Origin of the sequence: Saccharospirillum alexandrii, from assembly GCF_004000275.1 — a bacterium.
In the GTDB taxonomy this organism is placed as follows: Bacteria; Pseudomonadota; Gammaproteobacteria; order Pseudomonadales; family Natronospirillaceae; genus Saccharospirillum; species Saccharospirillum alexandrii.
The window spans coordinates 359,801-372,981 of record NZ_RCIP01000001.1; the positions used below are offsets into that span (position 1 = coordinate 359,801).

The 13,181-nt window shown below is 58.2% G+C and carries 14 protein-coding genes; 11 read left to right on the forward strand and 3 right to left on the reverse strand.

Translation table 11 applies throughout. The features are described from left to right. The first annotated feature begins 364 nt into the window (after positions 1-364). The 5 genes from EP166_RS01735 (at position 365) to EP166_RS01755 (ending at position 5,037) form a co-directional block, all read left to right on the forward strand. On the forward strand, positions 365-931 hold the full coding sequence (locus EP166_RS01735; protein WP_127555087.1) for a glycine zipper 2TM domain-containing protein: 567 nt from the start codon (positions 365-367) through the stop codon (positions 929-931). Between the two features lie 16 nt (positions 932-947). Further along, entirely contained in the window at positions 948-1,292 is a 345-nt protein-coding gene (locus tag EP166_RS01740) for a PepSY domain-containing protein (RefSeq protein WP_127555088.1), read from the forward strand. Beyond that, the gene (locus EP166_RS01745) at positions 1,273-1,956 is read left to right on the forward strand and encodes a response regulator transcription factor (protein WP_127555089.1); all 684 of its coding nucleotides are present in this window, start codon (positions 1,273-1,275) and stop codon (positions 1,954-1,956) included. The genes EP166_RS01740 and EP166_RS01745 overlap by 20 nt, the downstream gene beginning before the upstream one ends. 7 nt (positions 1,957-1,963) lie before the next feature. Further along, positions 1,964-3,343: an ATP-binding protein gene (locus EP166_RS01750; protein WP_127555090.1), complete on the forward strand. Its 1,380-nt coding sequence runs from the start codon at positions 1,964-1,966 to the stop codon at positions 3,341-3,343. A 128-nt stretch (positions 3,344-3,471) separates the two neighbouring features. After that, positions 3,472-5,037: a methyl-accepting chemotaxis protein gene (locus tag EP166_RS01755; RefSeq protein WP_127555091.1), complete on the forward strand. Its 1,566-nt coding sequence runs from the start codon at positions 3,472-3,474 to the stop codon at positions 5,035-5,037. A gap of 42 nt (positions 5,038-5,079) precedes the next feature. Here the strand turns inward: EP166_RS01755 and EP166_RS01760 are convergent, their stop codons facing one another. Both EP166_RS01760 and EP166_RS01765 read right to left on the reverse strand, forming a co-directional pair. Further along, on the reverse strand, positions 5,080-5,751 hold the full coding sequence (locus tag EP166_RS01760; RefSeq protein WP_127555092.1) for a M48 family metallopeptidase: 672 nt from the start codon (positions 5,749-5,751) through the stop codon (positions 5,080-5,082). Next, complete coding sequence (locus EP166_RS01765; protein WP_127555093.1) at positions 5,748-5,975, reverse strand: DUF3820 family protein; 228 nt, start codon at positions 5,973-5,975, stop codon at positions 5,748-5,750. The genes EP166_RS01760 and EP166_RS01765 overlap by 4 nt, the downstream gene beginning before the upstream one ends. Positions 5,976-5,978: 3 nt before the next feature. Between EP166_RS01765 and EP166_RS01770 the strand changes: the two genes are divergently transcribed. Beyond that, positions 5,979-6,326: a DUF3024 domain-containing protein gene (locus EP166_RS01770; protein ID WP_127555094.1), complete on the forward strand. Its 348-nt coding sequence runs from the start codon at positions 5,979-5,981 to the stop codon at positions 6,324-6,326. Here EP166_RS01770 and EP166_RS01775 read toward each other — a convergent pair. After that, a complete protein-coding gene (locus EP166_RS01775) occupies positions 6,290-7,438 on the reverse strand; it encodes a MalY/PatB family protein (RefSeq protein ID WP_164743775.1) in 1,149 nt (382 codons plus the stop codon). The genes EP166_RS01770 and EP166_RS01775 overlap by 37 nt on opposite strands. A 224-nt stretch (positions 7,439-7,662) precedes the next feature. Here EP166_RS01775 and tcdA point away from each other — a divergent pair, with 224 nt between their 5' ends. The 5 genes from tcdA (at position 7,663) to EP166_RS01800 (ending at position 13,103) form a co-directional block, all read left to right on the forward strand. Beyond that, positions 7,663-8,469, forward strand: coding sequence for a tRNA cyclic N6-threonylcarbamoyladenosine(37) synthase TcdA (gene tcdA, locus EP166_RS01780; RefSeq protein WP_220432471.1), 807 nt, complete (start codon positions 7,663-7,665; stop codon positions 8,467-8,469). A 79-nt stretch (positions 8,470-8,548) separates the two neighbouring features. Then, positions 8,549-9,052 (forward strand): TIGR03546 family protein, encoded by a 504-nt coding sequence (locus tag EP166_RS01785; protein ID WP_127555097.1) that lies wholly within the window; start codon positions 8,549-8,551, stop codon positions 9,050-9,052. Positions 9,053-9,065: 13 nt separating this feature from the next. Beyond that, a complete protein-coding gene (locus EP166_RS01790; RefSeq protein WP_127555098.1) occupies positions 9,066-10,925 on the forward strand; it encodes a TIGR03545 family protein in 1,860 nt (619 codons plus the stop codon). Between the two features lie 54 nt (positions 10,926-10,979). Then, the gene (locus EP166_RS01795; protein WP_127555099.1) at positions 10,980-11,792 is read left to right on the forward strand and encodes a pseudouridine synthase; all 813 of its coding nucleotides are present in this window, start codon (positions 10,980-10,982) and stop codon (positions 11,790-11,792) included. A gap of 120 nt (positions 11,793-11,912) precedes the next feature. Then, a complete protein-coding gene (locus EP166_RS01800) occupies positions 11,913-13,103 on the forward strand; it encodes an amino acid aminotransferase (RefSeq protein ID WP_127555100.1) in 1,191 nt (396 codons plus the stop codon). Positions 13,104-13,181 lie beyond the last annotated feature (78 nt).

A 13,181-nucleotide genomic window follows, 5' to 3' on the forward strand; every position in this document is an offset into this window, starting at 1 on the left:
CGTGTGATCAAAAATTTGCGTGGAACTCCTTGAGAAAACTTTATAACTTATTGAAAAATAAAGGTTTTATTTTGTTGGTTAAAAAATGATCAATCTGTTGAAGGCCCAGAGTAATGGCGGCTAGGGCCGGTTCAATTGCGGTTGTTCACAAAGATATCCACAGTTTTTGTGGACACTCAGCGCCAGCCCTCGCCGCGTCTGGCGTGAGTGTATGCGAGCCTTACAGTCAATATGGTGGCGCTTTTTAGCGGGCATGAAATACTTTGATCGGGAAGCGGGATCAGGGGGTTCAGGCATGGTTCAGCCAGAGCCGGTAAGGTGGATCCATGGCAATAACGTTGGCAACGCATAAAGGAGCCACAATATGAACAAAGCAATGGGTCTGGCACTGGTCATTGGCATGGCGACATCCGGTCTGGCTGTCGCCGATCATGATGATCATCGTTACCGCGGTGATCGTCAGCAGTTTTTTGCGGAAGGCCGGGTAGTGCAGGTAGAACCCGTCTATGAAACCTACTATTACCGGGAGCACAGCCGGGGCAACAGCGAACACCGTTATGAAATATGCCGCACGCGCGATGTGGAAGTCAGCCGTAGCCATCGCGGCGGTAACCCGGCCGCCACACTCATCGGCGGTGCCGTGGGTGCCACAGTCGGTTCGCACAGCGGCAACTCTCCGGAATCCCAGGTATTCGGGGCCATTGCCGGGGGTATCATCGGCGGTGCGATTGGGCATGAACTGGGCGGTCGTGGTGAAACCACGGTTCGCTACCGGACCGAGCGCGAGTGCGAAGTGGAATACCGTCACCGGCGCAGTGATCTGGTAGGCTATGAAGTGCGCTACCGGTACAATGGTCGAGAATTCATGACCTTTATGGACCGTCACCCCGGACGCTATGTCGAGCTTGCTGTGGAGGTGACGCCCCGTTAATTGAAGAGGCACGTTCATGTCAAGCAATGTTGCGGTGCGCCTCGGGCGCCTGGGAATCGGCACCGGAATTCTGTTGATGCTGATGATCTCGGGTGCTGCCCGGGCTGAGAGTGGCGCTCATCCCTGTACCGGCGAACGCCTCCCTCTGTCGACAGAGCGTCAGGTCGTGCAAGCCGCTGAATGCCTGTTTGACGGCCGTGTGGTCAAAGTAGACAGAGTCAGTGCCGGAAACGACTGGGCTTATCGATTGCGCTTGCTGCTCGATGGTGGCCGTGTCCGAACCGTTGATTTGAATCGAACATCGGGCATGCCGACCAATCCGGCGCTGCTGGAGGAAGTGAATGAAACTCTTGATCGTTGAAGATGAAGCCGGTCTACGCGAACACCTGCACGGCGGATTCAAAAAAGAAGGCTTTGCGGTCGACACCTCGGCCGATGGCAACGACGGCCTGTTTCAGGCGACTGAGAACGACTACGACGTCGCCATCATCGACCTCGGTTTGCCCGGGTTGGATGGCATCGAGCTGATTCGTCAGTTGCGAGCCGCCGATAAACAGTATCCGGTACTGATATTAACGGCGCGCGGCCACTGGCAGGACAAAGTCGCTGGCCTGGAAGCCGGTGCCGATGATTATCTGGCCAAGCCATTTGTCTTCGCCGAATTGCTGGCGCGGGTGAAGGCACTGCTGCGCCGCAGCGTGGGCATGGCGACCGCGACGTTGACGGTCGGTCCCTACGAACTGGACACCGCTTCACGCCGGGTGCGAGTCGATGGCCGGGATGTCGAGTTGACCAGCTACGAGTACAACACCCTGGAATACCTGATGATGCACCGGCAAAAAGTCGTCTCCAAAACGGAGCTGACCAATCATCTGTACGAGCAGGATTTTGATCGGGACAGCAACGTCATCGAGGTGTTTATTCGCCGCCTGCGCAAGAAGCTGGATCCCGATAACGAGCGCAACCCGATCACGACCCAGCGGGGTATGGGGTATCGATTCAACGCGGACGCCGTGGCTGAATGACTGGCTGATGTCTGTGTTCCCAGCACGCAAAACAAGAGCGGGAGCCACGTTCTCACTGCGTCGCCGCTTGCTGGTGTCGGCAAGCCTGGTGCTTCTGGTGTTTCTGGGCGTGACCGGTGTCGCCCTGGACCGGGCGTTTGAACGCAGCCAGATGTCGGGTCAGTCGGAACGCCTGTTTTTGCGTATTCTGACGTTACTGGCCGAATCTGAATATCAAACCGATGGACTCTGGCTCCCTGCTTACCTGGCGGAAGAGCGGTATAACTCTCCCGAGTCGGGGCTGGTCGCGCTGGTGCTGGATGAACAGCGCCAGGTCGTCTGGCAGAGCCTGTCGAGCCAATGGTTTGATCAGCTCGACTGGGTCGTTGCCCAGGCCAACATCGACATCGGGCAGGAAGATTTCGGGTTTCGTGGCGATTATATCTTTGAGCGCTATGCGGTGCTGTGGGAAGCAGCAGACGGGCGCGAACAACGCTATGAATTCTGGGTGCTGGAAACCGCTGCCCCCCTGAATCAGATTATTCAAACCTTTCGCCAGCAATTATGGGGTGGCCTGGCCGCGGTTACCCTGGCCTTGCTGATGGCGCTCTGGCTGGTCGCCCGTTGGGGGCTGAAGCCCCTGCATCAGTTGGCGCAGAATCTTCAGAAGATTCGCACCGGCGAACAGGGGCGTTTGCAGGGGCGTTACCCGAGTGAACTGCAGCCGCTGACCGATAACCTGAACCGCCTGCTCGATGCCGAGCAAAGCCAGCGTGAGCGCTACCGAACCGCCATGGCTGACCTCGCGCACAGCTTGAAAACGCCACTGGCGGTCATTCGAACGTTGGAGCCAGCCGATAGCCGGGAGTTGCACGAGCAAGTGCATCGTATGGATCAGATCGTGCGCTACCAATTGCAGCGGGCTGTCACGGAAACCCGGCAGGGCCCGGTGCTGGGCCAGAGAAGTTCACTGAACCAGAGTCTCGACCGGCTTGGCCGGGCGCTGGGCAAAGCCTTTCATCACGAGGACAAAGTGCTGGATTTGCCCGAGCCCGATCAGGAATGGACGCTGGCCATGGACGTCAACGACGTGCTGGAAGTCTTCGGCAACCTGCTGGAAAACGGCTTCAAGTACGCCCGCTCGGTCATCACCGTTTCGGTGGCGCGCCAGCCAGAATTTCCCGATTGCTGGGTGGTCGACATCGATGACGATGGCCCGGGCATCGATCTCGAACGGCGTAATGCGGTACTCAACCGGGGTCAGCGGCTCGATACCTTGCAGCCGGGGCAGGGCATTGGCCTGAGTATGGTGACCGATATTCTGGGCAGTTACGGCGTTTCGCTGCGCATCGACGACAGCCCGCTGGGCGGTGCCCGTTTTCGGCTGGTCTTGCCGGCGGCGCCCTGACACTCTTTTTGCAAGCGACTATCCTGATTAAGATTAAAGTCACCCGATTACCCGCCGATGAGCCTTGGTAGATGGCCGTTGATGCGCAAGTAATCGGTGGTCGTGTTGTTGATTAAAGGAAGTCGCCCATGACGATTCAATCCCGTATCCGGTTATCCCTCTCTGGTCTTTTTGTTCTGTTGTGCGTTGTGGCACTGGCAGGGTTTATTGGGTCCCGTGTGGTCGCCAGTCTTGCCAACTATTATTCCGGCAGCCTGATTCCCGCCATTCAGGTGTACAACGATATGCGGGTAGCGGCCAAGGAGCTGCAGGTAGCGGTTTATAGTGGTGATCAGGCGTCGGTAGACCGCTACGAGGCTCAGGCGCGCGATACAGCTGAGCGCCTGGCTGCTGCTACAAGTCAGGGGCCCTTCCAGGAAGATCAGCGGGTGGTCGGCCCGATCAATGAGATCGTCAGTCGGCTGGACCGGTTGCGGACTCTGGTCGTCGCGCACCCGCCCGGCGATGAGGTTACACCGGACCTGGAACAGGCCATCGCTGCCTGGGATGCCTACAAGCCCAATGCCGATGCAGTGATCGAACACATCATTACCACCGTTGACGGTCAGATTCAGTCAGTTCAGTCCACCGTGCTCAATGTGATTGCCGCCATTGCCGCGGTATCCCTGATCGTGTTTCTGGGGGTGGCCTGGTCACTGGGCGGGGTACTGCGGCGAGGCATGAGTAATCTACTCAGTTCGTTTGCCGCTGTGGCACAGGGTGACCTCGGCGTTCGGGCCCAGGCAGATGCCAAAGACGAATTTGGTGAGCTGGCCCGGCATTTCAATCATCTGGCTCAGAGCCTGACCGATACGCTGGGGCAGGTCTCGCAGCTGGTGACCGAGTTACACAACATGTCCGGTGAATTTAATGCGGCCAGTCGCAATTATGCAGAACGCTCTCAGGCCCAGTCTGAGGAAACGCAACAAGTTGCCACGGCGATGACGGAAATGTCAGCGACCATTCGGGAAGTGGCACAGAACGCGGAAGAAACCTCGCACCGTGCCCAGGATGCCAACCAGCATGCCGGTCATTCTCGTCAGGACATTGAACAGGCTATCGGCTCTGCCCGGGCCATGCAGGGGCAGATGAGCACCCTGTCGGACAACATTCTGGAATTGAAAGACCAGTCCGATGCCATTAACACCGTGGTCAAAACGATCAACGACATCGCCGAACAGACGAATTTGCTGGCATTGAATGCGGCCATTGAAGCGGCGCGCGCGGGAGACCAGGGGCGGGGGTTTGCGGTCGTGGCCGATGAAGTCCGCAACCTGTCGGTAAAGACGTCCCAGTCCACTCAGGAAATCGAGAGTGTCATCCGCTCGCTGCAAACGCGCAGTGAGGCTGCGGCCAGCTCTGCCCGCGACAGCGTCGAGGTGGTGCGAAGTAACGGAGAAACAATCGTTGCCATTGGCGAGGGTCTGCAGCACATTCTGGATTCAGTATCGGCGATCTCATCCATGAACGAGTTGATTGCCACGACCTCTGAAGAGCAAAGCAAGGTGGCCGAAGACATGAACACCAACGTGGTGCGTATCAGCGATCTGTCGGAAGCGAATGCTTCTGAGACGCAGCACCTGGTCGCTGGCATACAGCGCATTGATGAAATGGCGCAGCAGTTGAGCGAGCTGATCCGGCGCTATCGGTTGTAGCCGGGCGCTGGTTTTGCGTTATAACCAGAGGCGATGGCCGTTTTAGTGCAACCAGTGTCGATCAGCCTGCCAGCCGGGGTGCAATCTGCCCACTTCGGCCCAGAATGTTGCCCCGTGGTGTGGGTGCAGCAAGTGAGCTGTCTCGTGGGCGACCAGGTAATCGACAATACGCTCTGGTGCCAGCATGATCAGCCAGTTGTATTGAATGCGGCCGGTGGCAGTACAGTGCCCCCATTTGGTTTTGGTACGACGCAAGCAGACATCGGTCAAGCGATTTTCCCAGCCTTCAGCCAGCACCAGCTGCCGGGTTTTTTTAAACAAATAATACTTAGCCTGGGTTTTATAAAAATCGGCCAGTACATGGTGGACGTGGGGTTTATCCAGCAACGGTGCGACCAGCGTCAGCCGGTCTTGCTCACGACGCCATTGCGACCGAGTACCACGTTGCAGGCTCAGCGTTAACTGCTCATCCATCAGCGGGCAGCGGTACTGTTGGCTAAAGTCGGGTTTTTGCAGTTGCTTCTCGGCCTGGCTGTGTAAGGCCTTGTTTAACCAGTCTTCACGGTCGGCCAGAAAGCGTTTCAGGTCGGTATCGGACAAGTGCCAGGGAGCACGCAGTTCGGGCGATCCGTCCCGCACATGCAACGCCACGGTCTTACGCGTTGAACGCCTTACTGGAATGGTACCGCCCGACCACTTCAGTGTTTCGGTCATCGGCGGTTGCCAGGCATCAGCGGTTCAATCAGGGATTCGAGCCCTTCGGATCGGATCAGCAGTGCCAGCGCCATCAGTTCGCCCAGCTTGCCAGGAGGGAATCCCTTGTTCTGAAACCAGAGCAAGTATTCCTCGGGCAACCGGATCAGCGGTTTTCCGCTATATTTACCGAAGGGCATTTCCGTGCGTGCCAGTGCCAGCAAATCGTCGTGTTGAAAGGACATTCTGTGGAAACCTCGTTAGTCGTCAGTGACGGACTCCCTGAATTTGTGCAACGCCAGGCGCAGGTTGCGCTTGAGCGCTTTTTGCAAAAATCGTCATCTGCCGCAATGTTCCGCGGGCGGTTTCAGAAAACCGCCCTGTTGATTCAGGAGCAGCAACCTCATCCGATAACCGGTGAGACCGTGTTACTGCCCATGGCGTTATTGCACTGGCGCGATGCAACCTGGCGCCTGTATTTCCGTGGCAGCCGGGGGCGGTGGCAGCGCTACCCTGGCACAGAGCCGAGCGTCAGCCCGACCCCGTTGTTGAACCAGGTTTACCGGGACGAACTGTGCCTGTTCTGGCGCCAGTGAGTGTCCAGGCGGTCCAGCGCCAGATCGAGCGTGTCGCGACCGGTACCAAAATTCAGCCTGACGCTGCGCGGGTCACCGAAATCGTTGCCGTCGCTTGGCATGATACCGGCTTCCTTAAAGCGGGTCATGGCCTCGCCGGGCGCCAGGTCGCTTTCAATCCAGGCCAGAAAGGTAGCGGGGGCCGGTGCGTAGTTCAGCCCGTCCAGCTCGCCAATGACTGACGCCACTCTGTCCCGATTCGCCTTTAAATGAGCCCGTAACGCCAGTAGCCAATCGTGTCCTTCACTGAAGGCCGCTTCGGTCGCGACCAGCCCCATGAAATTGGGGTGGGGCATCAGGTCCTGACCTTCTCCTTCTAGCTTCCGGCGCAGGTCGCCATTGGGAATGATGGCGAAAGAACAGCCCAGCCCCGCCACATTAAAGGTTTTGCTGGCTGCCATCAGCGTAATGCTCTGGTCGGCGATATCGGGCAGGGAACCAGCCGGACAGTGGCGGACTCCCGGTTCCAGAATCAGGTCGCAATGGATCTCATCCGAACACAGCATAACCTGGTGTTCGCGGCACAGCTCAGCCAGACGCTGCAGTGCATGCTGATCAAGCATAAGGCCCTGGGGGTTCATCGGGTTACACAGAATCATCAGATGGCAGTCCGGGTCTGCCAGCGCCTGTTCCAGCGCCGTCCAGTCCCATCCGGCGGGCGACCGGGTAGACACTGGCAATTTAACGGCGGTGGCTCCCCTTAATTCAGCGGCTTTGCGCAGCGGTGGATAATTGGGTTCCTGCACCAGCACGCGGCCACCCCGGGCAAAGGTGTCGATAACCAGATTGAAGCTCGGTACCACGCCCGGCAGCCAAACGATCCAGCTCGGGTCAATGGCCCAGTCATACTGGCGCTGGCACCAGTTAACCACGGCCTGGTTTAGCCCCGGCCAGGGATGGCTGTAACCATATACCGGATGAGCGGCCCTGGACTGAAGCGCGTCTATTACGCAAGGCGGAGAGGCAAGATCCATATCGGCAACCCACATCGGCAGTACCGGTTGGCTGCGGTACAGCTCGTGTTTGATGGCATGGGTATCGCTGCGGTCTATGGTATCGAAAGTAAACGGCATGGCGGGGAGGGAATCCTGAGGGGTGGTAAAGAGAACAGTTTGGTCATAAATGCTGCCCGATGTTCTGGCCGGTGGCAAGCACCGGCTGGCCGGTGCAGACGATTGGCAACATAGCGAATAGCGAACTCCGAAACGTGAGTTGTTATACTCCGCCGCCAGCCCCATAGTGGGGCGGGAGCAGGGCAAGACGGATCCTGACAGTAATCATGAGGGTAATTCCAGTAATGGCGTCGGAACGATTTGGGGGCACAGAGCGGCTGTATGGCATCGACCAGACTCGGTGGCTCGGTGAGCAGCATGTGATTGTTGTGGGTGTAGGTGGTGTTGGTAGCTGGGCAGCAGAGGCCCTGGTACGCACTGCCATCGGCCGCATAACGCTGATCGATCTCGACGACGTCTGTGTGTCCAATACCAATCGTCAATCCCACGCCATGAGCAGCACGGTTGGCCAGATGAAGGTGGATGTACTGGCCCAGCGCTTGCGCGATATTAACCCGGACTGTGAGGTCGAGACCCGGCATGATTTTCTGACGCCGGACAACCTGGTCTCGCATCTGACACCCCGACCCTCGGCTGTGCTCGATGCGATCGACAGCGTGCGCGTTAAAGCGGCGCTGATCAATCATTGTCAGCGGCAGAAAATTCCCTTGGTGACCACCGGCGGCGCGGGTGGCCAGACGGATCCGCTGCAGATTCAGGTTACCGACTTGTCGCGCACCGAGCAGGACCCATTGGCCGCCCGTACCCGGCAGTTGTTGCGCCGGGAGTATGGGTTCAGTCGCAATCCGAAACGAAAATTTGGCGTAGACTGTGTTTATTCGACCCAGCAACTGCTGTATCCCCAGGCCAACGGTGAAGTCTGCGCCACCAAGCCTGGCGACGACAGTAGCCGGCGTCTCGATTGTGCCACTGGCTTCGGCGCATCCGTGATGGTGACCGCCAGTTTCGGCCTGGTGGCCGCAAGCCGGCTTGTCGACAAGTTGCTGAAGGTAAAAGACCGCCAGGATAACCCGGCCGATCAAGCCGGGTGATTCCCAAGTCTCAGGCGGCTGTCGTTAACATCGTCCGGGCGATACACTGGCTACCAGACAACCATGCGTGAGGGACACCATGCTGACTCAGTTTTTAAAGTTTTTTAAAGCGTTGAATTCAGACGCCGGCCCCTGGCAATTGTCTTTTGCCGTGGGTCTGGCGCTCATTATCGGGCTAACGCCTTTGTGGTCGGTGCACAACCTGCTGATCATTCTGCTGGCCTGCATTCTACGGGTGCATTTTGGCACCTTCCTGGTGTTCTGGGTGGTATTCACCGGGTTTGCCTACCTGTTGGACCCGGCCTTTGACGCCTGGGGCTACGCCTGGCTGACGCATCCCGGCCTGACCACCACCTGGACGAGCCTGTACCAGAGTGATGTCTGGCAGATCATCAAATTCAATCACACCATTACACTCGCAAGCTTTGTGGTCTCGGTGCTGCTGTTTATGCCCGTGGTGCTGATCATGCGGTACGGGGTGGTGCAGTACCGTGCCCGGCTGATGCCGTGGGCGAACCGTCTGAAACTGGTGCAAATTGTTAAGGCCAGCAAAGTCTATTCCCTGTACGAACGCGTGAGCTAAAGGAGCGCCACAGATGAAGCTTTTTCGATGGAGCGGCCTGATCGCTTTCGTGGTTGTGCTGTCACTGATCATTGTGATCGGCGCCCTGTTTCTGGACAACTGGGTTAAATCGGGCCTGGAGGCCGGTGGTACCCGGGTTCACGGCGCGGAAGTTAATGTCGCCTCGGTGGATCTGTCGCTCAGCCCGCTTGGGTTTGATATTCGCGGCGTCCAGGTCACCGACAAGGAAAACCCCGAGCGCAACCTGTTTGAGCTGGGGACCGCCCGACTGGCGATGGATCTGCCCAAGTTGTTTCTTGGCAAAATCAGCATCGATGACCTCACTGTCTCAGGCATGAGCAGTGGGACCGAGCGTGATGAACCCGGTCGCATCGTCCCGGTGGACACCAGCGACGCCGGGCCCGGCGTGGGGCAGAGAGCCCGGGATGCGGCCGCCAGCAGAGCTGAATCGGTTCGTGCGGAATTACCGGAACCGGCTGACGCGGTCGAGCAGGCTCTGACCCAAACCCGGTCAGCCACAGACCAGGCCAGCACCACCTTTGAGCGTGCCCGTTCTGAGGTTGGCAGTGCCCTGAACAACCTGCCGGCCGATGAGTCCATTGCGCAATACGACGAACGCATTGAAGCTCTGCGTGGCCGCTCACTGAACTCTCTGGACGCGATTCGCTCGGCCCGCTCAGACCTGGAAGCACTGCAGCGTCAGGCCGTGGAAGACCAACTGTCAGTAGCGGCGGCGCGCCAGGCGGCCAATGCGGCCGTTAGTGACAGCCAGGAAGCGCTTGAAGCCGCGTTAGCGGCACCGGCTGAAGACTGGGCTGCATTGCGCGAAGCCTACCCCTTGAACCAGGCCTCTGCGGTTCGGGCCGGCCGGTTGTTGCTTGGTGATGCCATATTCGACCGTTACGATCAGGCCCGTAAATACTATACTCAGGCCGCTCCCTGGCTACGCAGACTCGCGCCTTCGGGTGGCGAGCAGGAGGAAGCTGCGCCAGCCCGACTGGATGGCCGCTATGTCCGGTTTGACACACCCAACCCAACGCCCAACTTTCTGTTGCGCCAGGGGCTGATCAGCTTTGAGGCGGATAACTGGCCCTGGACATTGATCATGAGTCAGGTAACCGGTCAGCAACGCCTGACCGGGGAGCCGGTTCGACTGCAATTAATGCGGGGCGAAGCCGGTGATGAGGCCATGCGCATTGATGCGGTGCTGGATCGCCGGCAAGCGACCACGGTCGATCGCTTTGAATTGATTGGCCGTGACCTGTCGTTCTCGCCACGGTCGTTGGACCTGGGCGGCGTCGATGTCGACTGGGCACCCGGCACGGTTGATTTGGGTGGTGAAGTCACGGTAACCGGTGATCAGGTCGATGGCCTGATCGAACTGAGCTTTAGCGGCTCAGAATTTGAAGCCCGCGGTGAAGGCCGGATCGCAACAACGCTCGGCAATGCGCTTGAAAACATTGCCGCGTTCGATATCGGCATTCGGGTCACCGGCGACATCGATGCGCCGGAACTGCAATTGACGTCCGATCTGGACAATCAGATCCGGTCTGCACTGTCGGCGGCCTTGCAGGCGGAATACAACCGCTGGTTGGAGGCCACCAGAGCGCGACTGGATGCTGAAGTGGAAACCCTGACAGCGCCCTTGCGGGCACGGTTTGATGAAATTGAAGCCCAGGACGACGCAGTCCGGGATCAGGCTGATGAGTTCCAGCAGCAGGTCATGGACCGGCTGGAAGCACTGGAGCAGGAACTGCTGGATGAGCGTGACCGCCTAAGCAATGCGGCCGATGCCGAGCGCCGCCGTGCCGAAGATGAAGCCCGCCGGCGCGCCGAAGACGCGCTGGAAGATCTTAAGCTACCCAGCTTTTAAATATTGAGGTCGGTCCGGTTTGCTGCTGGTTCGACCTGACAACGGAAACCGGCTATGCGCATAGATGTAGTACTCGAGGTAGAGGCATCCGACTCACTGATCGCCATCGATTTTCTGGTCGATAACATTGAGTTGTCGAAGTCCCGCCTAAAAGACATGATGAATAAGGGGGCGGTCTGGCACGTCGATGCCAAAGACAACCGGCAGCGGCTGCGCCGGGCGATGACCGATCTCAAAATCGGCGATCGGCTGGAGGTCTTTTATGATGAAGATCTGCTGTCGTTGCGACCGCCATTGCCCCGTCTGGTTCAGGACCTGACGCACTACAGCGTATGGGATAAAGGGCCGGGCTTGCTGATAGAAGGGACTGACTGGGGCGACCATGCATCGCTGATCCGGCTGGTAGAGCTTTACTTCAAACCGCGCCGGGAAGTCTTTGTTGTGCAGCGCCTTGATAGCGCGGCCTCTGGCCTGGTGATTGTCGCTCATAGCCGCAAGGCCGCAGCGCTGCTGACCGAACTGTTTGATACGCCCAATGCGGTGAGCCAGCAATTTCGCGTCGAAGTGGCGGGCGATGCGCCAGAAGACGGGAATATTGATACCCCGCTGGACGGCAAACCCGCCCAGACCCGGTTCAGCAAGCAGCGTTATGAAGCGCATCCGAACCGGTCGATATTGGATGTCTGGCCAACAACCCGGAACAAACACCAGATTCGCCGGCACCTCGACAGCATTGGCCATCCGGTTATGGGCGATCCGCGGTATGGTAAAAACAACGAGAGTCACGAGAACCTGAAATTGAAAGCGGTTGAAATGCGCTTCGACTGCCCAATTACTAAAGAGACGCAGGTGTTTTCGTTGTTGTAATGTCCCATGCAACGCCCCGGCTTTTCGTGGCTGGGATTGTGGCACCGCGCTATAATTGGCCGTCACCGGTGGTGACCGAGCCCAACCTAATGACTACACAATAAAAGGATCCTGACTGTCATGTTCGAACGAGTTCAAGCAGCCCCGGCCGACCCCATACTTGGGTTAAACGACGCCTTTGCCGCCGACAAGCGCCCGCACAAGGTTAACTTGGGCGTCGGGGTGTTCATGAACGATGCAGGGCAGACACCGATTCTGAACACGGTTAAAAAGGCCGAGGCCGAGCTGGTGAACTCCGAAACCACCAAGAGCTATCTGGCCATATCGGGCGACGTTGAGTATGGCCGTCAGGTTCAGGCTCTGTTGTTCGGGGCTGACAGTCCGGTGATCCTGGAGAAGCGAGCCCGCACCGCACAATCGCCCGGTGGTACCGGTGCCTTGCGCACGGCGGCCGAATTCATGAAACGTCAATTAGGCGTGAGCCGCATTCACGTGTCCAACCCAACCTGGGCCAACCACGGCAATATTTTTGAAAGCGCTGGCCTCGGGATCAGCCAGTACCGGTATTACGATGCCGAACAGCAAGGGCTTGATTTCGATGGCATGCTGGCTGATTTGGAACAGGTGGATGCCGGTGACGCCGTGCTGTATCACGGCTGCTGCCACAACCCGACCGGTATCGACCCGACGGGTGAGCAATGGCAACAGTTGGCCGAGCAGGCCAAACGGAAGGGTTTTGTCGTTCTGTTCGACTTTGCCTACCAGGGCTTCGGCAAAGGCATGGATGAAGACGCCGCCGGCTTGCGCGCCTTTGTTGATCGGATACCGGAGTTGATTGTTGCCAATTCGTTCTCCAAGAACTTTGGATTGTACAACGAGCGAGTGGGTGCGATGACATTGGTGGCCAGTTCGGCTGAAACCGCCGACAGCGCTTTCAGCCAGGTGAAATCCATCATTCGCGGGAATTATTCCAATCCGCCGGCGCACGGTGCCAAGGTGGTTGCTGCCATTCTGAAGGACGACACCTTGCGTGCTGAGTGGATTCAGGAAGTCGCGGATATGCGCGATCACATTCATGAATTGCGGGATGCCCTGGTTGCAACCCTCAAGGCCAAGGGTGCTAAGCGCGATTTCAGCTTTATTCAGCGCCAGAACGGCATGTTTTCGTTTTCTGGCCTGACCGGCGACCAGGTCAACCGATTGCGTGAAGACTACGGCATTTATATGGTCGGCAGTGGTCGCATCAATGTCGCGGGCATGTCGAAAGCCAACATCAATGCCGTCTGTGACGCCATCGTCGACGTATTGTAATCAGACCGGGCGGGGAGCAAACCGGTAAACCGGCTCTGTTCCCCTACGGTAAACCAAGCTCCCAGCCCAGTGATGCCC